Raw genomic sequence first — 19,322 nt, 5'->3', positions numbered from 1 at the left:
CCAGAAATAGAGTCAAAAATCGCTTGAAAACACGCCTAAGAATAAAATCTTGGAAATCTAGCCGGAGAATGAATGCAGAGGAAACCGAGTCAAAAGTCAACAACGGATAAACTTTTCAATCACAGGATCAACGAGAAAATTACGGGCGTTTCCAGAGTTCGATTGGTTTCGGATGACGGAGTTGCGATCGTACCTTTCGACGAAGCTCTTAGAAAAGCAAGGGAAGAGAATCTGGATCTCGTAGAAGTATCGGCGGATCAAGAACTTCACGTTTGTAAGATCATCGACTACGGTAAGTATAAGTTCGAGTTACTCAAAAAGAGTAAAGAAGCTAAGAAAAAACAACACGTAATCAACGTAAAAGAAATTAAGATTCGTCCTCGAATCGAAAGTCACGATTACGATATTAAAAAGAAACACGCACAGGAGTTTCTTGGAAAGGGAGACAAAGTAAAAGTAAGTCTCCGATTCCGCGGAAGAGAGATGATGCACTCCGACCTCGGGATGAAAGTTGTTTATAGAATGGTCGAAGACCTGAAAGAATTCGGAACTGCTGAAAGAGATCCGGTTCAAGACGGAAAACAGATCGTTGTAATTATTAATCCGAAGTAATTTCCGGAAATAGGATTTAAAGGTAGATCAAAATGCCAAAGTTGAAAACGAACAGAGCCGCTGCAAAGCGCTTTAAGTTCACTAAGAACAACAAAATCAAACGCAAGAGTATGAATACCCGTCACATCTTGACCAAAAAGGGACCGAAAAGAAGAAGACGTCTTCGCGGTTTGACCCTGGTCAACAACTCTGACTGGAAATCCATCGTCAGATTAATGCCTTATGGAGTACGATAATGCCTAGAGCGGTAAACGGAACTATCCACAAAAACAGAAGAAGAAGAGTCTTAAAGGACGCGAAAGGTTTCCGCGGCGCTCGTTCTAAACTTTATAGAACGGCAAAAAGTGCGGTAATGAAAGCGGGCCAGTGGGCTTACCGCGATCGTAGAGCGAAGAAAAGAGATTTTCGCAAACTTTGGATCATCAGAATTAACGCCGCTGCGAGAGAAAATGGTTTGTCTTATTCCGTATTCATGAATTCTCTAAAGAAATTGGGAATCGACATGGATCGTAAGTCCCTTGCAGAGCTGGCTTTTAGCGATCGGGAAGTATTCAACGCCCTGGTCGAAAAAATCAAAGTAGCCGGATAATCAATCCAGCTTGACCGAAATCGACAGCCCTGTAAGTTTACAGGGCTTTTTCTGTTTTCAGAGAATCGTTTTTTAAGGAGAATCAGGTATGCTCACTATGGAGACCATTGAAGAATTAGAAAGCAAGGTCATAAAAGCCCTCGAACTCATCGGTGATCTTCGCGCTGAAAATGGTCGCTTAGAATCCGAAAACGAAACTCTCCGAGCAGAAAACGACCAGATGAAACTGGCGATGGAAGAGAAGGAAAAAGAACTTTCCTCCTTACGCGCTCAACTCCAAAAAACAAACGCAGAACTTACGGAACTCAAAGAAAGAGAACAAAAACTCGAAGGAAAGATCAATCAACTTCTCGGAAGATTGGATTCTCTTCCGCAAGGTGGAAGCGGAGGAGCAACCGCTTCTTCGGCTCCTTCTTCTTCCGGTTCCAGCGCGGCTCCGATCGCCGCAGCGGCCGCGACTACAGCGGCGGCTTCCAACGTAGTGAAGGAATCTTCCTCGGCGGAAGACGAATTCGGCGAAGACGACGAAATCATTTTACTCGATGAAGAAGACGACGATATTTCTCTGATCACCGAAGTTCCCGAAAAAGACGAAGACATCATCGAAATCTCCGACGAAGAAGAATCCGCGGAAGAATTCAGTCCGTTGACCGGCGACGACGATGACATCATCATCGAAGACGATGACGACGCGATCAGCGTTTTCGACGCGGATGAAGACGACGACTTTCTCATCATCGAAGACGATCCTAAACCTTGAGTTTCTAAATGGACCCACGTAGGGTAAAAGTCAGAATCCTCGGAGAGGAATATACGATCCTCAGTGAAACGGGAGAAGACTACATTCATTCTCTTGCGGACGAAGTGGACCGCAAACTGAGAGAACTCGGAGCCGGAATGCCCGGCGCTTCGAGACAGAAACTCGCCATCTTAGCCGCACTCAACTTTGCGGACGAACTGCAACAAGCGAAAGAAATCAAAAACGATTCTCCACCCGTTTCAACCGGGACCGGAGAGATCGAAGAAAAAACCAGAAAGCTAATTACTATGTTGGAAGAAGGAATCATCGGGGACCTTTGATTTTTTTGTTCTGTAAAAATTTGATCTCTTTAGTGATTCTCCTTGAAACTTCAGTCTAGAAACGCACTCCGAACTCTTCTTACCCTTTTGGAAGAAAGGGAATCCAAAGACCGAGCCATTCTCGGGTTTTTAAAGGAAATCACCGCCGGCGCCCGTACGATCATCGCATACGCTCCCGATAAATGGGAAGTCAAGGTGGATCCGAAAGCCTTGGGCTGGATCGCTCCCGACAAGGAAATTTATTTCCCGAAAATGATGGATCAGAAATTAGAATTCATTCTCCCCGAAACCTGGGAGGACGGACCGTTCGGGATCTCGGAACCCAAGGGGACAAAGACATTGGATTTCCACGAAGCCGAATGGATTGTCGTACCTGCCTTAGGTTACGATGAACTCGGTTATCGACTCGGACGCGGCGCGGGGTTTTACGATCGGACGATTTACGACGTAAACCCGAGCAAATTAATCGGACTTACTTACGAAGAACTCTTTCCGGCGAGCTTTGCGAAAGAGGATCACGACATAAGAGTCGGTCGAGTGATTACGGAGAAAAAAATCTATCAAACCGTCTGAAAAAGCGGTAAAATACTGTCTATTTGATGGTTAGCGCAAGAATTTTTAAGTTTAAGGAATTCTTTCTTTCGATTGTTCTTGAAAAACAAATCGCAATCTGTTTTATATATTGATCCTGGATTTTGTAGGGAGAACCGTCAGGTAAAACAATCATGGCATCATTCGATAATAGACAATATCTCGAATCCTTGGAAGCGGATAAAACCACGGAATCCCAGAAAGAATATCTGACTTTCAACGTGGAAGAGGAAATTTTCGGAATCGATATTCTCAAGATTCACGAAATTCTAAAACCGGTTCCGATCACAAGAATTCCGAACGGCGACGATTATATTTTAGGAGTGATTAATCTCAGAGGTGAGATCATTCCGATATTAGATCTAAAGCAGGTTTTCGGAATCGGTTACAGCGATATCATTCCTTCCACAAGAATCATCGTGGTCGTTCACGAAGAAAAGCGGGCCGGGATTCTCGTGGATACGGTGAAACAAGTCGTAAAAATTCAATTAGACAAAATCAGCAAGGCCACCGACGATCTCACTCTCAATTACAGTTCTTTGATAGAATCTGTCAGCCAGGCGGAGGAAACTTTGATACTCAACTTAAATCTATCCGTCCTGATCAACTTCGAACAGGAGGCAATCTAATGGCTGGAATTCTCGGAGAATACACGGAACTCTTTCTCGAAGAATCGGAAGATCAAATCGAGGAACTCAACGCCAACCTTCTTCGGTTGGAAGCGGATCATAAGAATCTTTCAATCATCAACGATATCTTTCGCGCGGCGCATTCCTTAAAAAGTTCCGCGGCTTTCGTAGGTTTATACAATCTTTCCGATCTCGCTCATAAAATGGAGAATCTTCTTCAGCTGACTCGGGACGGAAAACTGGTGGTTAAACTTCCGCTCGTCAATCTTCTGTTTCAATGTTTCGACCTGATTAAATACGTTATCCGAAACGTCGCCGAAGGAAAAAAAATCGACACTCCGTTTACGGAGATGATTCAAAAACTCGACGCGTATGAAAAAGATCCTTCTTCTTTTTCCGGAGTTGCGGCCGCTTCCGCACCGGCGACTTCCGCTCCTTCGGCTCCCGCGCAAAAACCTGCGGAAGCTCCGAGCCAAGCCGCGGCGCCGGTTGCTCCGACTGCGAGCGCCGCTCCCGCAAAACCCGCCTCCTACAACGGGTTGGAAATCCGTCTCGAAGCGGAAGAGGCGCGTGAACTCGAAGAGGAAATCAAAAAGTCCGGCAAGTGCTGGAAAATTTCGGTTACGCTCGGAAAAGATTCTCCGATGAAAGGTCTTCGTTTTTCTTTGATCCTTCAGAATTTAAAAAATCTCGGCGTCGTTTATAAGTCCGTTCCCGATATGGAAGAATTGGAAAAGGGAGTGGACGTCGCTTCGATCGCGTTGTTGTTTCTTTCTTCCGAATCCTTCGATCAGATCCGTACGGCGGCTAACGTCGATATGGTGGAATCGCTCGACGTTCAGGAATTCGTTCCGGTCGTTCAGGAAGCTTCCGCGAGCGCGGGCTTTAAGATGGACGACGACATGGCCGCCTCCGAGTCCAGAGTCACATTAAAAAGTATTAAAGTATCCTCCGATAAACTCGATCAACTCATGAACAACGTGGGCGAGCTCATCATCACGAACTCCGGCTTTCAAAGAATCTACGACGACTTGGTTCGTATCTTCGGTGAGGATCAACTTTTCAACGATCTCAAATCCAGAATCGATTTGATCAATCGTATCTCCAAAGAACTTCAATCCGGAATCATGAACATTCGTATGGTTCAGATTTCAACGGTGTTCAGAAGATTCTCCAGACTTGTGAGAGATCTTTCGTTGGAAACCGGCAAAAAAGTGAACTTGGTTCTCAGCGGAGAGTCCACCGAACTCGACAAAAAAGTCATCGACGCTCTCGGCGAACCGCTCCTTCACTTGATCCGAAATTCCGTCGATCACGGGATCGAAACTCCGGCAGAACGAGCGGCGGCGGGTAAATCCGAAACCGGAACGGTCGAACTCAATTCTTACCAAGGTGGAAGCAACATCATGGTCGAGATCCGAGACGACGGACGCGGTTTGGATGCGGAAAAAATTCTCCGCAAAGCGATCGAAAAGGGTCTCGTAAGCGCGACCGAAGGATCGAATCTTACCGAACAGGAAATTTATCAATTCATCTTCCAAGCGGGATTTTCCACGGCGGAAACGATCACGGATATTTCCGGACGCGGCGTCGGTATGAACGTCGTGAACAATCTGATCCAGGAATTCAAAGGAAAAATTCTCATCAACAGCACGAAAGGTCAGGGAACTTCCTTTGTTCTTTCTTTTCCTCAGGCGCTTGCGATCATTCCTTCGATTCTCGTTCTTATGGAAGAAGAGGTTTACGCATTTCCTCTTTCCGAAGTCAACGAAACGATCAAGATCCACAACGATCAGATCACGACTCTCGAAGGAAACGAAATCATCAACCTCAGAGGAGAGGTTCTTCCGATTTACAGACTCAACCGAATCATCGGTCTTCAGGACAAAACGGACAGGGAAGAATTTCCGGTCGTCATCGTTCAATACAAGGGCCGCAAGATCGGATTTATGGTCGATGAACTCGTGGGCAAACACGAGACCGTCATCAAATCTCTCGAAAAGAATTTTAAAAACATCCACGGTCTTACCGGCGCTTCCATCATGGGAGACGGAACCATCATTATGGTTTTGGACATTCCCGGGATCGTGGAAATCGCTTCCGAACTCGAGGACGCGGAAACCGTGGTTCATCATCATTTGGAAACGATGCGGAGAATCAGTTCGATTCATTCCGCGGAAAGAGAAGAAGAACTCTATATTCAAAAAACGACGAATCCTACGAACGTCTACAATCATAAACTGCACGACATCACGAACCGCGAACGTCTGAAAAAGAAAAAGACGGAACGCACGCGCGAGATGAGACGCATCGTCGTCGACAAAGAGGAAGTGATCCGCGAAGAGAAAGAATTGGCTGCGGCTCTCAGCGTGGAGATGAAAGCTCCTCAGGAAAGACAACTTCCTTCTTCGGGAGAAATTGCGATTCCGGATGCTCCGCAAACGACTTCGACTCCACCTCCGACCGTTACTTCGTATTCGGACGCTCCTTCTTCTCCGCCTCGTAAACCGTTCGTTTCCAAGTCCGAAGAAGACTATCGTTCTCATATCACCGATATCGCGCTCGATCAAAGTGCGAGCGAAGAGGAACAAAAACGCGCCAAGGCGATCATCGACAGTTTCTTGACTCAAAAGAAAGAAAGAACGATGTCCGTCGGTCCCGCTAAGGATTTCAAAGGCGCGCTTTCCAAGGAAGAAATCAAAAAATTGGAAAGTGTGGTCAATACCGGTATGATGAACGCCGGTATGGTTCTTTCCCAACTTTTGAAAAAGAACATCGATCTTTTTATTCCGGAAATCATTATGAACGACCGGGACGGTCTTGCGGAAGAAATCCGTTTTTCGGACGATCACTTTTACGGCTTGAGAATTCGTATGAACGGAGACTTAAACGGAAACCTTCTGATGATGTTTTCCAGAGAGAACGCAGGGAATCTCGCAAGAGAACTCCTCGGTTCCGAAATGCCTTCGGGTGCGGGTTTGAACGACGACGCCAAATCGATGTTAAGCGAGATTTCCAACATCGTTTGTTCTTCGGTAATGAACTCCATATCGAATAAGGCGAAGGCCAGCGTTATGCCTTCCGTTCCCGAGTTTTTAGAGGGAACGTTCATGCAGGTCCTGGACGTGGTAAAACCGGAGAGAACCAAGTTCTTGAGTATGCTTACAGAATTCAACCACGAGGGGAACGACCTTTTAGGAGTGCTTTTATTCCTTCCGGACTTTGACGAACTGATCGAGTTGATTCCGAGGTTTTAATCCAGATGGTTCCAAGTCCGGTTCGCGCCGTCATTGTCGATGATTCTCTTTTAGTCAGAAATATCATCTCCGATCAGATTCAAAAGGATTCTAAAATTCTCGTAGTCGCCACGGGTAAAACCGGAGTCGATTGTATCGAGCTCGCTCAAAAACTGAATCCGGACGTCATCATTCTCGACGTGGAAATGCCCGTGATGGACGGTTTGACCGCGCTTCACGAACTTCAAAAAAAGAAGTTGGGAATTCCGGTCATCATGCTTTCCGTTCTGACTCAGAACGGAGCCGAAGCGACTTTCAAAGCGTTGGAATACGGAGCCATCGACTTCGTTCCCAAACCTTCGAGCGCGTTTCAATTCGATCCCGAAGAAATCGGAAACATTCTCAAGGCGAAAATTCTCGCGTACTTCGAAAGCCGCATTCGGATTCCCTCCAATGTCGCATTAAAAAAAGTTCCCGTTCCTACGGTTCCGGCCGGAGGGGCGCACGCAAAAAAATCTCCCGTGCAAGCGATCTGCATCGGCACTTCCACCGGCGGACCTCGGGCCTTGCAGGAAGTTTTTTCGAGAGTTCCCGCGGACATTTCTCTGCCGATTCTAGTCGTGCAACATATGCCCGCCGGTTTTACGAAGGCGTTTGCGACGAGACTCAACGATCATTCTAAAATTAAAGTTAAGGAAGCGGAGGACGGCGAGCCGATAGAACCAAATACGGGCTACGTTGCTCCGGGAGACGCGCATCTTTCCATTCAATCTCGAGCCGGGAGGAAATGGATTGCCCTGAACAGGGAAGCTCCCGTAAATGGACACAGACCTTCCATTGAAGTTCTCCTAAACAGCGCGATCGAAGAATACAAAAGCGGGATTGTCGGCGTAATCATGACCGGCATGGGAAAGGACGGCTCGGCGGCCATGGTAAAAGTCAGGGAAGCCGGGGGTTCTACGATCGCGCAGGACGAACAAACTTCCGTAATTTATGGAATGAACCGTCAGGCTGTTGAAATGGGAGGCGTCGAATATATCGAGCCTGTTACTGATATCATCAATAGGATCCAAATCATTTTGAAAGAGAGAGGAATTTAATATGGCCAGAATTCTCGTTGTGGATGATGCCAAATTCATGAGAACCATGGTGAAAGACGCGCTTACGCAAACCGGTCATGAGATCGTAGGCGAGGCCGAAAACGGGAATATTGCAGTGGAGCAATATAAGTCTTTGAAACCGGACTTAGTTACGATGGATATTACCATGCGTGAAAAAGACGGAATCGAAGCGGCTCAGGAAATATTCAAGTTGGACGCTAAAGCGAGAATTATCATGGTTACCGCTCTTGGTCAGGAAGACCTTTTGGCAAAAGCGATCAAGATGGGAGTCAAAGACTTCGTCGTAAAACCGTTTTCTCCGGAAAGACTCCAGCAGGCGGCGGATAAAGCTCTGAACTCATAAGGCAGACGTCTTTGAATGGAGAATGAAGAATCCGGTAAGTCCTTTGTAGTTCAATGGAACAATTCAGAGGGAGGTTTGACGGAAGGACCTCTGTCAGTCCTCTGGAGTTTGATTGAAAGTTATAAAGTGGACATCTTTGATGTTTCTCTCTCTCGCATCACCCGCGATTTTTTAAGCTTCCTTCGGATTTCTGAGACCCTTTCCTTAGAACTCAGCGCCGAGTACGCCTTGATGGCGGCCAATCTTATCTATCTCAAATCCAAGGCCTTGTTGCCGGATCCGGGTTTTGAAGAAGAAGACTACGAGCCGCCCCTTCCTCCCGAACTTGTAGAAAAACTTTTAGAACATAAAAAATTCCAGCTTACCGCTAAGCGACTTTCGGATATCGATCAAACCCAAGCCGGAGTTTTCAGAAGAGAATCCAACGTTACCTTAGAGGAAGAAGACAACTGGCTCGACGTTTCTCTTCTCGATTTGATTTCCGCATTCAACGAAATTCTCGAATCCAAAGTCGACGACGCGGAAATTCCCGCCTTACTCACCACACCTCACCGATTCACGGTGGAAGAGAAAATGGAAAAAATTCTTTCTTCCCTCCGAGAAAAAAAGGAAGTTTCTTTTCCGGAATTATTCGAGAAGGAAGTTCCTGAAAAGGCAGAAATCGTTGCCACTTTTCTGGCATTGCTGGAACTAAGTAAGCAGAGGATTCTCCGGGCTAAACAGCACAAACTTTTCGGGGAAATCCGTTTATTTCTGATCGAGGAACAGTGGAACGGGACAGGACAAAACTCAAGGGATTGATCGAAGCATTACTATTCGTTTCCGGCGAACCTCTGAAATTGGCGAGCATCGCCAAATCCGCCGAGATGGAAAAGACGGAAGCTCGAGAAATTCTGGACGAACTCGTCTTAGACTACTCCGAAAAAAACGGGGGTTTTCTGCTGAAGGAAATCGGCGGGGCCTATCAGTTCGTGACCAACGAAGGATATTCCGAAATTCTCGGGAACATCTTCAAGGAAAAAAGAAGGGAACAACTTTCCAAGTCGAGCCTCGACACTCTTGCCATCATCGCATACAAACAACCCATCACCTTACCGGAGATAGACGAGATCCGAGGCGTTTCTTCCAGGGCAATGGTGACTTCTCTGATTTCAAAAAAACTGATCAAACCGATCGGAAACAAGGAAGTTCCCGGAAGACCCGCGCTTTACGGGACCACGAAAGAATTCTTGATTCATTTTGGTTTGAATAAACTATCGGATCTTCCGGCTCCCGTGGAAGTAAAAGAGCTAAAATTCGAAAACCTGGACGATTTACTCGAACATGAGTGACTTGGATCAACAACTAAAAACATACCGGGATCAGATCGATTCTCTGGATCAGGAAATCGTAAAGGCGATCCAAGCCCGTACCGAATTCGTCGCGAAGATCGGAGAAATCAAACGGGAAAGAAACGAACCCGTATTCCGTCCCGATCGCGAAAAAGAAGTTTATGAAAAGATAAAGTCTCTCAGCGGAGGACCTCTTCCCGACAAGGTTCTCATCGCGATCTATCGCGAAATCATGTCCGGTTCCATCTCCGTCGAAAAAGGATTGGAAATCGGTTATCTCGGACCCGCGGGTTCTTTTTCCAACCAAGCGGTTCGTACCCGTTTCGGCGCTTCCATCCAAGCCTTGGAATTCAATTCCATTCCCGACGTGTTTCGCGCGGTGGAAACCGATAAGATCGATTACGGAGTCGTTCCCGTCGAGAACTCAAGCGAAGGTCTTGTCAATTCCACGCTCGATCAGTTTTTGGTTTCCGATCTTCTCATCTACTCCGAACATTACTTAAGAATCAGCATCAGCCTTCTGGGATTCGAACACGATCTTTCCAAAATCAAAACCTTATACGGAATCAAGATCGCGAACTCCCAGTGTAAGAATTGGTTGGCCGCCAATCTTCCGCACGTGGAGATCGTGGAAACTTCTTCCACGGCAAAGGCCGCTCAGATCGTAGCGGAAAAAAAAGAAGGATGTGCGGCGATCGCGTCTTCCATCGCGGCCGAAATTTACGGACTCAGTTTAATCCGAGAATCGATCGAAGACCTCGCGGACAACACGACCCGCTTTTTGATCATCGGAAAAAATCAATGCCCTCCCACGGGGAACGATAAAACCTCCGTCGTGTTCTCTTGTCCCGATAAACCGGGAGCCTTGTATCGGGTATTAAAACCATTCTTCGATCATCAACTGAATCTTACCAAGATAGAATCCAGACCCACGAGAAGAAATTCCTGGGAATACAACTTCTTTATCGACTTCAACGGTCATCAAAAGGACGAATCCATCCAAAAGGTTCTTTCCAGTCTGAAAGAAAACACGATCTTTTTAAGAGTCCTCGGTTCCTATCCGATGTCTCCTCAAAGCCTGTGAAAACAGAATATTCTAATATTCTCATATACGGTCTCGGGTTGATGGGCGCCTCCTTGTCGCTTGCGCTCAAAAAAAAAGGAATCGGGACGCGCGTAACCGGAGTCGTCAGTTCTTCCAAAAGCAAAACCAAGGGAGAATCTCTCAAGTCCGCGGACGAAATTCTTACCTCGGAGGAATTTCATTCTTCCAAGAGTTGGAAAGATTACAATTTTATCATATTCGGAGTTCCGGTGGATCTCACCGTAAAGCTGATTTCCGAACTTCCCTTGGATTACGAGGGAGTGATCACCGATCTCGGTTCGACGAAAAAAGAAATCATTCACGCGGTCGAGGCTCGTTTTCCGGGCGCGCACAATTATGTTTCTTCGCATCCTATGTGCGGTTCCGAGGAATCAGGGTTAGAGTTCGCGAACGCGTCCCTGTATGAGGGAAGGCTTTGTATTCTGACCTGTCCGAAAAACGCAAGACCGGAAGTAGGGAAGAATTTGGACGCTTTCTGGAAAAAGATCGGAATGGAAACGATCGAAATTCCCGCGGATAAACACGATTCGATTCTTTCGTATCTATCACATTCTCCTCATATACTTTCCTCGATCATGGCGGACTGGGCGGCCAATCAAAAGATCGTAAAACAATACACGGATCTCTCTCCGATTCCATTGAACGGGGGAGGCTTTCGGGATATGACTCGGATCGCAGGTTCCAATCCGAAGATGTGGTCCGCGATCTTCGCGTCCAATCAGGAAGAGATCTACAACTCCCTTCTGGATTACAGGGAACGTCTCGATATTATATTAGAAAAATTGAATCCAAAGAACACTCTGAATCATAAAGAATGGGAGGGTTTTATGGAAACCTCCCGAAGATCCAGGGATTATATTTTGAAGAACCAGGATGATTCCAAGAAACACTAAACTCAAGTCCAGGGAAATCACGGTCCCCGGAGACAAATCCCTTTCCCATCGTTCCGTTTTGTTCGCGGCCCTTTCGACGGGCCGATCCAAGGTGACCGGATTTCTCGAAGCGGAAGATCCTTTGAACACGATGTCCGCATTCACCAAACTCGGGTTAGACGCAAAAAAAATCGCACCCGGTGAATACGAATTCAAAAGTCCGGGAAAGGACGCGCTCGTTTCGCCGAAGGTGGAACTCGATTTCGGAAACGCCGGAACGGGAATCCGATTGTCGGCGGGGCTGATCTGCGGCTTGCCCGGAGTGAACGCGACTTTGACCGGAGACGATTCTCTGAAAAAACGTCCCATGGGAAGAATCATCAAACCTCTTACGGCCATGGGCGCGGACATACGCGGGCTCGGAGAAAAAGAAACGGCCCCTCTTCAAATTTCGGGTAAGAAGTTAAACGGCTTTCGTTACGAAAGTCCGATCGCGAGCGCGCAGATCAAATCCTGTTTGATGCTCGCGGCCATCGCGTCCTCAACGGAATTGGAATATTCGGAAAACATACTTTCCCGCGATCATACGGAAAATATGTTTCGTTTTTTGGGAAATAAGATCGAACAGATTTCTCCCCTTCGCTTTAAGATCAAACCTCCGTATGTTTTGAACGGAGGAGAATTCAAAGTGCCGGGCGATATTTCCTCCGCCGCGTTTTTTTTGGTGCTCGGAGTTTTGGCCAAAGAAGGGAATCTTCTGATCCAGAACATCGGACTCAATCCGGCGAGAACGGGGATTTTGACCGCGCTGGAACTGATGGGCGCCAAGATCGAAATTCTCAATCGAAGAATCGAATGCGGAGAACCGGTCGGCGATCTTAAAACGTTTCCATCCACATTAAGAAAATCGAATATTCCGGAATCCTTAATTCCTTCGATCATCGACGAGATTCCGATCCTTTCCGTGGCCGGGCTTTTTGCGGAAGGCGGTTTCGAAATCCGTCACGCGGAAGAACTTCGCGCCAAGGAATCGGATCGGATTCATACGATGGTTTCGAACTTTCGCGCGCTCGGAATCGAAGTGGAAGAATATCCGGACGGTTACGCGTTAGACGGAACCTCAAGAAAATCAGAGGAAGTATGGGCGGAACTTTCCCAGGGAAAGAAAATCCCCATTCTTTCCTACATGGATCACAGGATCGCGATGAGCTTTTTGATCCTCAAGGCGCTTTCCGGTTTTAAACTCGAAATCGACGAAACTTCCTGGATCGAAACTTCCTTCCCTGGATTCGAAACGTTGCTCCAAGGATGTATTTATGAATGAGAATGTGATCGCGCTCGACGGACCCGCCGGTTCCGGCAAAAGCACCGTAGCGAGACAAATCGCCGAAAAGATCGGATTCAATTATTTGGACACGGGGGCGTTTTACCGCGCGTTGACCTTGTTTTTATTCCGGAGATATCAAAAGGCGACTAACGCGGGAGAATTCTCCGATTGGGTCAAAACCCCCGAGGCGGAAAGGTCGATTTCCGAGGCGCATATCCTCTGCGAATTTTCGGCCGGAAACGAAAACAAAATTCTACTGAACGGGGAAGACGTTTCTCTCGCGATCCGAACTTCGGAAATTACGAGAGAGATCAAACATATCGCCAACCGAAGAATTTATCGCGACTTCGTGAACAAGGAACTCCATTCTCTCGCGAAACTTTACAAATTGATTATGGACGGACGCGATATCGGAACCGAAGTTTTTCCGGACGCGAAATTCAAATTCTATTTAACCGCGTCTTCCAAAGTGCGCGCGGAAAGAAGATTTTTACAACTGAAGGAGCAGGGGATCGAAGTCGACCGGAACGAGATCGAAAGTGAAATCATTCTTCGGGATAAATCGGATATGGAAAGGGAAATCGCGCCTCTTTATCAGGCAAAGGACGCATTCCTAATTGACACTGATATCCTCTCCAAAAATAGTGTAATTAGCAAGATCCTTGAGATTCTGGATCGATGATCCCCGAAATTTTCCAGACGGATCCTGAACTACCATTAGCCGAGTAACCTACGCCCCATGACAAACAAGGAAGAGAAGTCCACTTTTGCAGAAGTATTCAAACAGTGGGAACAATCAATACACGAAGAACCGGAACTCCGGAAAGATCAAGTCGTTGAAGGAAAGATCGTTTCCGTCGACAACGACTACGTTTATGTGGCAATCGAAGGGCTCAAACAAGAAGGCCGTATCCCAAGAGGAGATTTCGACGAAACTCCGGAACGCGGCCATTATGTCTCCGCAATCGTAAAAAGAAAAGAATCCCAAGACTCGGGATGTATTCTCTCCAAAAAAGAAGCCGACCAAAGAAAAGGTTGGGAAATCGTTAAGGAAGCTTTTAAAAACAGCTATCAAGTAACGGGTCGTTTAGTAAACGAAATCAAAGGCAAAGGTTACATCGTAAACGTAGAAGGAGTGGATCTCTTTTTACCGGCTTCTCAACTCAGCTATAAATTCAAAGAAGGCGAAACCTTCAAAAACAAGGAACTTGAGTTTAAGATCATCGAACTCAACGACCGCACCCGTTCCGGCGTGGTTTCTAGAAAGAAACTTTTGGACGAAGTGAACGAGGAAAAATGGGACGCTCTTCTTCTCAAACTCAAAGTGGGCGACAAGGTTAAATCCGTAGTCAGCAAGATCGCTTCCTTCGGAGTTTTCTGCGAAGTGGACGGAGTCACCGGACTTCTTCGTCAAAGAGATATCTCTTACAAAAAATACGCTCCTTTTAAACAATATTTCCAAATCGGTCAAGAAGTGGAACTCGTGGTTCTCGAACTCGATAAGGAAAACAACAAACTCGCGTTAGGTTTAAAACAACTCTACGAAGATCCTTGGGTTTGGGCGGAACGTTCTTTGGAAAAAGAAATGGTCATCCGCGGAACCGTAACTTCTCTTACGAAGTTCGGAGCGTTTGTGGAATTGAAAGAAGGTTTGGAAGGTTTGATTCATACTTCCGAATTGGCTTGGTCTAAAAAACCCCCACAACCGAAAGACATATTAAAAAAAGGTCAAGAAGTGGAAGCTCTGGTTTTGGACATCGATTTCAAAAACAGAAGACTTTCTCTCGGACTCAAACAACTCCAACCGAATCCTTGGGATCAGTTAAGCCCTGAAATCCGCAGAGGAAACGTTTTGGAAGGTGTGATCACCGGAATTACTAAATACGGCGCGTTCGTGGAAGTTGAAAACGGAATCGAAGGTTTGATTCATATCAGCGACATCACTTGGGACGAGAAAGCGAGCAATCCTACTTCTCAACTCAAAAAAGGCGACACCGTTAAATACATGATCCTCGACGTAAACTTGGACGCGCAGAGAATTTCCTGCGGTCTGAAACAACTTCTCGAGAATCCGTATGAAATTTTCCGCAACGAACATCCGATCGGAACCATCGTGGAAGGAAAGATCAAGTCCATCAAAGAATTCGGTATCTTTGTGGAAGTGGCTCCCGGAATCGAAGGTCTGGTTCATATCTCCGAAGTTCCGAACGGAAGAGAAACGAACATCGCGGAAATTTACAAACCGGACGAGATCGTGAAAACCGCAGTCATCAAGATTGATGTGAAGAATAAGAAGATCTCTTTATCCATCAAGGATTTCGACAAGGCTCTCGAAAGAGAGGAAATGTCCAAGTATCTCAAGACTTCGGACGCTCCTTCTCGTGAAAGTTTGGGAAGTTTCTTAAACACTTCTCTCAGATAAGAATCCTCGAAACAAGGACTTGATATGAAACGGTACGAATCCGGTCAGATGACGAAAGAAGTTAAGGTTGATCCTTACGCGGACTTCCAAGGTAGCAAAGTGGAATTGGCTCTGATTAAATTTTTCAGAGCGATCGCCGCGCGTATCAAGGAAGTTCTGATCGGCGCGGGTGCGATTCTTGTGATCATTCTCGCTTTCGTAATCTACTTTCAATACCAAGATTCTCAGTTCGAAAAAGGAACGATCGCCCTCGAAGCTTTGGACAAAAAGTTCAGAGCCAATCCCGCAACCGATTTGAAAGAAAAGATCGCGGCTTACGAGGAAGTTTCCAAACAGTATTCTTCCAAAAAATTGGATCTCCGACTCGCTAAAATTCTTTCGGATCTTTATTCCCGAAACGGAGAATTCCAAAAGGCCGCGGACAAACTCGAATGGGCCGGTAAAAAAATCGACGAACCGACCGAAGTCAAAGCGTATTACTTTTATCTCGCGGGAAACCTTCGTGAAAGAGAAGGGAATCTTGCGTCTGCGGAAACCGACTTTGCGACTTCCGCAAATCTTCTCACAAACACGAGAGAGGCGAACGGATTCTTGGCTTGGAGTTTATACCAAACCGGAAGACTTCAGGCGCAGAACGGTAAAAAGGCGGAAGCGATCGAATCATTAAAAAAGGTTCTCGATCAGGACATCAAAACCCCCGCCACCGATTACAACACCGTAAAACAATACGCGACCTTCCTCTTAATCAAACTCAACCAGAAAGGCTGATGCTTACACTGGCTTTGCCCAAAGGAAGACTTGCTGAGGAGAGCATCGATCTGATGATCTCCAAGGGTTGGCTTTCTTCCAAACCCGATCCAAATTCCAAAGAACTGATCTACAACGATCCTAAGGGAAGAATTCGGATTCTTCTCGTGCGCTCCCAAGACGTTGCGACTTACGTGGAACAATGCGCTGCGGACGCGGGAATCAGCGGTTGGGACGTATTGAAAGAAGGCGGCTACGATCTCGCGACCCCGTTGGATCTAAAGATCGGAAAGTGCAGGCTTTCCTTGGCGGCGCCGGAAGGTTATACGTTGGAAGCGCGTCATCGTAAGATCCGAGTCGCGACCAAATATCCGAACTTGGCGCGGGAATTCTTTTTTCACAAAGGATTGTCCTGTGAGATTTTCAAACTCTACGGAAGTATCGAATTGGCTCCGCTCGTCGGACTTTCGGATTGTATCGTGGATCTGGTTTCCACCGGCGGAACGCTTAAGGCCAACGGACTCAAAGAGTTGGACATAATTTTAGAATCTTCGGCAAGGCTCGTTTTCAACCGTTCTTCCCTGTACGGAAAAAGAAAGGAAGCCGTGGAGTTTATGGATTCTCTTTCCAAAATATGAGCCAATTCCTCGTTTCCATGAAATAATAGTTGAGGATTACCAGCCTCAAAAAAATATTGTTTAACAACTTCAATTTCCCAAGAGGAAAGCAATGGCAGTTCCCAAAAGACGCAAATCGAAATCAAAAGTAAGGACAAAACGGGCTCATCATGCCATCGGGAAACCGAATTTGGTTCCTTGTCCTAATTGTAATTCTTACAGACTTCCTCATAGAATCTGCCCAACCTGCGGATTTTACAAAACAGGAATCGTTTTAGAGCCGAAAGTTAAGAAGCCTAAAGAAGAAAATTAATACCTATGATGTGGGTCGCCGTCGATGTAATGAGCGGCGATTACGGGCCGGAAAAGATCATTGAAGGCGCCGTAAATGCCGTAAACCAGGATGGGGCTAATGTCGTCCTGGTCGGCAAAGAAGAAGAAATCGGGGAGATCCTCCTCAAATTCGAATACGACACAGCTAAAGTAAGAATCCAGCACGCATCGGAGATCATCGACATGAACGATTCTCCGTCGATCGCCGTGCGCACACTTCAAGACTCTTCCGTTGTTCAAGCCACACAACTCGTAGCGGATAAGACCTGCGTGGGAATGTTTTCTCCCGGAAACACGGGCGCAACCATGGCATCCGCGCTTTTGTATCTGGGAAGAATTCCCGGAGTTCTTCGTCCTCCGATCGCCGCGCCGATTCCCCAGGAAAACGGACCTCCTATGCTTCTTGTGGACGCGGGTGCCAACGTGGATTGCAAACCGGATTATCTGGCGCAGTTCGCGGTGATGGGGGAAATTTATTCCAAACTCATATTCAATATTTCTAATCCGAAAGTCGGAATTCTTTCCAACGGGGAAGAGGACAAAAAAGGAAACACGGTTTCTTTGAAGGCCTTCGAGATGATCAAAAAACTTCCGATCCACTTCGTAGGAAATGTGGAAGGGCGGGACTTATACGGAAGCGGAAAGGACGTGGACGTAGTCGTCTGCGACGGTTTTATCGGGAATATCGTTTTAAAGGCGACCGAAGGTCTTTCCAAATCCATCTTTAACGTTTTGCGGGAAAGCATCAAACAATCTAGTCTTGCGCAAACGGGTGCTCTCTTACTCAAGCCGACGTTTGCCGCGATCAAAAAACGTCTCGATTACGCGGAATACGGCGGGGCCTTGTTGCTCGGCGTGGACGGAATCTGTCTGATCGGACACGGATCGTCTAACGCGCTCGCGGTGCAAAGCGCGATCCGAGTCGTGAACGTCTGCGCCGGGCATCAGATCAACGATCGAATCGCGGCCGATCTGAAGAAATACAATATCTAATTCGAATCGAATTATCGTTCAACCTTCCGCATTATAAATCGATTTCCTTATCTTCCTATAAAAGAATATTTAAAACGTTTCACTTCTGGGTTCGTCCGTTATTGCGGCTTCGTTAGATGATTTTTGGCGACGCACAATTCTTTTTTTAATGCGACATCGAACGCAAGCACGCATAACTTCACTCGTTTCGTATAACGCGGACTTTTAATCAGAAATCAAAAAAGAATCAAAAAATAAACCCACGGTTGTAGACCTTTTATAACGAAAGCAGGATGGGCTCTATGTTTGATGTAAAAAAATTGGCCGACTTTGCTCAGGCCGAGATCGAAAAATTCTCCCTCGAACATTCGAACGAAACGTTTTACGCGTTTGCAATCGACGAAAGTCGACTTTGTTTCAACTCGGTCGGTCATTTCGAAAAAGCTCTCAAAGAACTCGCTCTACAATCTCCCCGCTACTACGATTCTCCTGAAAAAATTTCCACGCTTCGCAACGATCCTGACGGTTGGGCGTATCACGGTTTTGCCTGCTTTCGCGCTCTCAATCGCGGTTTTCAAACACCTTTCGACGAAGCTCTGTTTCAGGAACACAATCAATTGGAAGACAAGGATAAGGAGAATAGCGATTATTCTTCCGCTATGAACGAGGTTCTTAAAATTCTAATGGAACGAAACGTTTTTCAAAATATTCAAAGGACCAAGGATTTTAAAATTCGGAATTGCGGACTCGGTTCGAAGACGTTCGCTTATCGTTGAGATGAGATCGTTTGTGTTCGAGATCGGGAAACTCGCCGATTATACGATCGAACAAATCGAAAAATTCTCTCTCGAACATTCGAACGAAATTGTATACGTATGAACAAAACGAAAAATAAATCGATAAAACTTTTAAGAACGGATTTGATCTTCGGTTTTTTATTCTTCGTTTTGAATCTTTGGCTCGGAAGATTTTTGGGATTCAGCGTCGACCCTGAAACTTTCGAGCCGAGTCTTTTCCGATATTCCGCGCTTTTTTACGGACTTATGTTTTTGATTTTTGCGGGGATCGATATATCTTTGATTCTCGAAAAAAAGATTCCGAGATCGTTTCGGATCTTGGCGGGAATTCTAGTGTTCGTGTTTATCTTCGGAGAAGTTTTGTATCAATCCAAATGGATTCGTATTCTATGGGAAAACGTTCTGCAAGGTGGAGAATCGGACGAACCCGCTTTCGAAAGAATGCGGACGGAACTGCGTTTTATTTTCTCGTCGATCCTTTTGAGTTTTGCGATTCTCAAGACCCTTCTCAGAACCGTATGGAATTTCTTTTGGGTGAAAGCGATTCTTTCTTTCGATTGAGGACTCGTATTCAAAAAATCGAATTTAGAAAACGTCT

The 19,322-nt window shown here is 46.2% G+C and carries 23 protein-coding genes; all 23 read left to right on the top strand.

From position 1 onward, the window contains the following. The first annotated feature begins 72 nt into the window (after positions 1 to 72). The 23 genes from infC (at position 73) to LEP1GSC052_RS09240 (ending at position 19,285) form a co-directional block, all read left to right on the top strand. A complete protein-coding gene (infC, locus tag LEP1GSC052_RS09345; protein ID WP_010575538.1) occupies positions 73 to 612 on the top strand; it encodes a translation initiation factor IF-3 in 540 nt (179 codons plus the stop codon). 32 nt (positions 613 to 644) lie between these two features. Continuing rightward, positions 645 to 848 carry a 50S ribosomal protein L35 gene (rpmI, locus tag LEP1GSC052_RS09340; RefSeq protein WP_002765180.1) on the top strand — a complete coding sequence of 68 codons (204 nt, stop codon included), beginning with the start codon at positions 645 to 647 and terminating at the stop codon, positions 846 to 848. Further along, the gene (rplT, locus tag LEP1GSC052_RS09335; protein ID WP_010575537.1) at positions 848 to 1,201 is read left to right on the top strand and encodes a 50S ribosomal protein L20; all 354 of its coding nucleotides are present in this window, start codon (positions 848 to 850) and stop codon (positions 1,199 to 1,201) included. Before rpmI ends, rplT begins: the two co-directional genes overlap by 1 nt. A gap of 88 nt (positions 1,202 to 1,289) precedes the next feature. After that, complete coding sequence (locus LEP1GSC052_RS09330; RefSeq protein ID WP_040912931.1) at positions 1,290 to 1,961, top strand: coiled-coil domain-containing protein; 672 nt, start codon at positions 1,290 to 1,292, stop codon at positions 1,959 to 1,961. An 8-nt stretch (positions 1,962 to 1,969) separates the two neighbouring features. After that, a complete protein-coding gene (locus LEP1GSC052_RS09325; protein WP_010575535.1) occupies positions 1,970 to 2,281 on the top strand; it encodes a cell division protein ZapA in 312 nt (103 codons plus the stop codon). A gap of 42 nt (positions 2,282 to 2,323) precedes the next feature. Beyond that, on the top strand, positions 2,324 to 2,854 hold the full coding sequence (locus LEP1GSC052_RS09320) for a 5-formyltetrahydrofolate cyclo-ligase (protein ID WP_010575534.1): 531 nt from the start codon (positions 2,324 to 2,326) through the stop codon (positions 2,852 to 2,854). Positions 2,855 to 3,006: 152 nt separating this feature from the next. Beyond that, the gene (locus LEP1GSC052_RS09315) at positions 3,007 to 3,501 is read left to right on the top strand and encodes a chemotaxis protein CheW (protein ID WP_010575533.1); all 495 of its coding nucleotides are present in this window, start codon (positions 3,007 to 3,009) and stop codon (positions 3,499 to 3,501) included. Further along, positions 3,501 to 6,758, top strand: coding sequence for a chemotaxis protein CheW (locus tag LEP1GSC052_RS09310; RefSeq protein WP_010575532.1), 3,258 nt, complete (start codon positions 3,501 to 3,503; stop codon positions 6,756 to 6,758). Before LEP1GSC052_RS09315 ends, LEP1GSC052_RS09310 begins: the two co-directional genes overlap by 1 nt. A gap of 5 nt (positions 6,759 to 6,763) precedes the next feature. Next, on the top strand, positions 6,764 to 7,837 hold the full coding sequence (locus LEP1GSC052_RS09305; RefSeq protein WP_010575531.1) for a protein-glutamate methylesterase/protein-glutamine glutaminase: 1,074 nt from the start codon (positions 6,764 to 6,766) through the stop codon (positions 7,835 to 7,837). Position 7,838: 1 nt separating this feature from the next. After that, a complete protein-coding gene (locus tag LEP1GSC052_RS09300) occupies positions 7,839 to 8,201 on the top strand; it encodes a response regulator (RefSeq protein WP_004458304.1) in 363 nt (120 codons plus the stop codon). Between the two features lie 15 nt (positions 8,202 to 8,216). Further along, on the top strand, positions 8,217 to 9,002 hold the full coding sequence (locus LEP1GSC052_RS09295) for a segregation and condensation protein A (RefSeq protein ID WP_010575530.1): 786 nt from the start codon (positions 8,217 to 8,219) through the stop codon (positions 9,000 to 9,002). Further along, positions 8,969 to 9,532, top strand: coding sequence for an SMC-Scp complex subunit ScpB (gene scpB / locus LEP1GSC052_RS09290; RefSeq protein ID WP_040912927.1), 564 nt, complete (start codon positions 8,969 to 8,971; stop codon positions 9,530 to 9,532). The genes LEP1GSC052_RS09295 and scpB overlap by 34 nt, the downstream gene beginning before the upstream one ends. Then, positions 9,525 to 10,616 (top strand): prephenate dehydratase, encoded by a 1,092-nt coding sequence (gene pheA, locus LEP1GSC052_RS09285; protein ID WP_010575528.1) that lies wholly within the window; start codon positions 9,525 to 9,527, stop codon positions 10,614 to 10,616. The genes scpB and pheA overlap by 8 nt, the downstream gene beginning before the upstream one ends. After that, entirely contained in the window at positions 10,613 to 11,530 is a 918-nt protein-coding gene (locus LEP1GSC052_RS09280; protein ID WP_020985764.1) for a prephenate dehydrogenase, read from the top strand. The genes pheA and LEP1GSC052_RS09280 overlap by 4 nt, the downstream gene beginning before the upstream one ends. Next, a complete protein-coding gene (gene aroA / locus LEP1GSC052_RS09275) occupies positions 11,511 to 12,833 on the top strand; it encodes a 3-phosphoshikimate 1-carboxyvinyltransferase (protein WP_010575526.1) in 1,323 nt (440 codons plus the stop codon). Before LEP1GSC052_RS09280 ends, aroA begins: the two co-directional genes overlap by 20 nt. After that, entirely contained in the window at positions 12,826 to 13,518 is a 693-nt protein-coding gene (gene cmk / locus LEP1GSC052_RS09270) for a (d)CMP kinase (protein WP_010575525.1), read from the top strand. Before aroA ends, cmk begins: the two co-directional genes overlap by 8 nt. 57 nt (positions 13,519 to 13,575) lie before the next feature. Next, the gene (locus LEP1GSC052_RS09265) at positions 13,576 to 15,258 is read left to right on the top strand and encodes a 30S ribosomal protein S1 (RefSeq protein ID WP_020986793.1); all 1,683 of its coding nucleotides are present in this window, start codon (positions 13,576 to 13,578) and stop codon (positions 15,256 to 15,258) included. Between the two features lie 24 nt (positions 15,259 to 15,282). Next, entirely contained in the window at positions 15,283 to 16,026 is a 744-nt protein-coding gene (locus LEP1GSC052_RS09260; RefSeq protein WP_010575522.1) for a YfgM family protein, read from the top strand. Further along, entirely contained in the window at positions 16,026 to 16,643 is a 618-nt protein-coding gene (gene hisG / locus LEP1GSC052_RS09255; RefSeq protein WP_020985919.1) for an ATP phosphoribosyltransferase, read from the top strand. The genes LEP1GSC052_RS09260 and hisG overlap by 1 nt, the downstream gene beginning before the upstream one ends. Before the next feature lie 91 nt (positions 16,644 to 16,734). Continuing rightward, positions 16,735 to 16,935 (top strand): 50S ribosomal protein L32, encoded by a 201-nt coding sequence (rpmF, locus tag LEP1GSC052_RS20925; RefSeq protein ID WP_000290471.1) that lies wholly within the window; start codon positions 16,735 to 16,737, stop codon positions 16,933 to 16,935. 5 nt (positions 16,936 to 16,940) lie between these two features. Then, the gene (gene plsX, locus LEP1GSC052_RS09250; RefSeq protein ID WP_100736581.1) at positions 16,941 to 17,948 is read left to right on the top strand and encodes a phosphate acyltransferase PlsX; all 1,008 of its coding nucleotides are present in this window, start codon (positions 16,941 to 16,943) and stop codon (positions 17,946 to 17,948) included. Positions 17,949 to 18,229: 281 nt separating this feature from the next. Next, entirely contained in the window at positions 18,230 to 18,703 is a 474-nt protein-coding gene (locus LEP1GSC052_RS09245) for a DUF4303 domain-containing protein (RefSeq protein WP_010575519.1), read from the top strand. A gap of 99 nt (positions 18,704 to 18,802) precedes the next feature. Beyond that, positions 18,803 to 19,285, top strand: a complete 483-nt coding sequence (locus tag LEP1GSC052_RS09240) for a hypothetical protein (protein WP_010575518.1) — start codon at positions 18,803 to 18,805, stop codon at positions 19,283 to 19,285. Positions 19,286 to 19,322: the final 37 nt, after the last annotated feature.

Source organism: Leptospira kmetyi serovar Malaysia str. Bejo-Iso9, assembly GCF_000243735.2.
In the GTDB taxonomy this organism is placed as follows: Bacteria; Spirochaetota; Leptospiria; order Leptospirales; family Leptospiraceae; genus Leptospira; species Leptospira kmetyi.
This window is presented reverse-complemented; position numbering and strand designations above follow the sequence as displayed.

What these genes read in the sequence shown, in the direction of transcription:
- LEP1GSC052_RS09265 (WP_020986793.1), top strand. Translation starts at nt 13,576, where the DNA reads ATGACAAACAAGGAAGAGAAGTCCACTTTTGCAGAAGTATTCAAACAG.
- LEP1GSC052_RS09325 (WP_010575535.1), top strand. Translation starts at nt 1,970, where the DNA reads ATGGACCCACGTAGGGTAAAAGTCAGAATCCTCGGAGAGGAATATACG.
- cmk (WP_010575525.1), top strand. Translation starts at nt 12,826, where the DNA reads ATGAATGAGAATGTGATCGCGCTCGACGGACCCGCCGGTTCCGGCAAA.
- LEP1GSC052_RS09305 (WP_010575531.1), top strand. Translation starts at nt 6,764, where the DNA reads ATGGTTCCAAGTCCGGTTCGCGCCGTCATTGTCGATGATTCTCTTTTA.
- rpmI (WP_002765180.1), top strand. Translation starts at nt 645, where the DNA reads ATGCCAAAGTTGAAAACGAACAGAGCCGCTGCAAAGCGCTTTAAGTTC.
- rpmF (WP_000290471.1), top strand. Translation starts at nt 16,735, where the DNA reads ATGGCAGTTCCCAAAAGACGCAAATCGAAATCAAAAGTAAGGACAAAA.
- LEP1GSC052_RS09260 (WP_010575522.1), top strand. Translation starts at nt 15,283, where the DNA reads ATGAAACGGTACGAATCCGGTCAGATGACGAAAGAAGTTAAGGTTGAT.
- pheA (WP_010575528.1), top strand. Translation starts at nt 9,525, where the DNA reads ATGAGTGACTTGGATCAACAACTAAAAACATACCGGGATCAGATCGAT.
- LEP1GSC052_RS09240 (WP_010575518.1), top strand. Translation starts at nt 18,803, where the DNA reads ATGAACAAAACGAAAAATAAATCGATAAAACTTTTAAGAACGGATTTG.
- LEP1GSC052_RS09310 (WP_010575532.1), top strand. Translation starts at nt 3,501, where the DNA reads ATGGCTGGAATTCTCGGAGAATACACGGAACTCTTTCTCGAAGAATCG.
- LEP1GSC052_RS09315 (WP_010575533.1), top strand. Translation starts at nt 3,007, where the DNA reads ATGGCATCATTCGATAATAGACAATATCTCGAATCCTTGGAAGCGGAT.
- LEP1GSC052_RS09295 (WP_010575530.1), top strand. Translation starts at nt 8,217, where the DNA reads ATGGAGAATGAAGAATCCGGTAAGTCCTTTGTAGTTCAATGGAACAAT.
- LEP1GSC052_RS09330 (WP_040912931.1), top strand. Translation starts at nt 1,290, where the DNA reads ATGCTCACTATGGAGACCATTGAAGAATTAGAAAGCAAGGTCATAAAA.
- LEP1GSC052_RS09300 (WP_004458304.1), top strand. Translation starts at nt 7,839, where the DNA reads ATGGCCAGAATTCTCGTTGTGGATGATGCCAAATTCATGAGAACCATG.
- LEP1GSC052_RS09245 (WP_010575519.1), top strand. Translation starts at nt 18,230, where the DNA reads ATGTTTGATGTAAAAAAATTGGCCGACTTTGCTCAGGCCGAGATCGAA.
- rplT (WP_010575537.1), top strand. Translation starts at nt 848, where the DNA reads ATGCCTAGAGCGGTAAACGGAACTATCCACAAAAACAGAAGAAGAAGA.
- infC (WP_010575538.1), top strand. Translation starts at nt 73, where the DNA reads ATGCAGAGGAAACCGAGTCAAAAGTCAACAACGGATAAACTTTTCAAT.
- aroA (WP_010575526.1), top strand. Translation starts at nt 11,511, where the DNA reads ATGATTCCAAGAAACACTAAACTCAAGTCCAGGGAAATCACGGTCCCC.
- plsX (WP_100736581.1), top strand. Translation starts at nt 16,941, where the DNA reads ATGATGTGGGTCGCCGTCGATGTAATGAGCGGCGATTACGGGCCGGAA.
- hisG (WP_020985919.1), top strand. Translation starts at nt 16,026, where the DNA reads ATGCTTACACTGGCTTTGCCCAAAGGAAGACTTGCTGAGGAGAGCATC.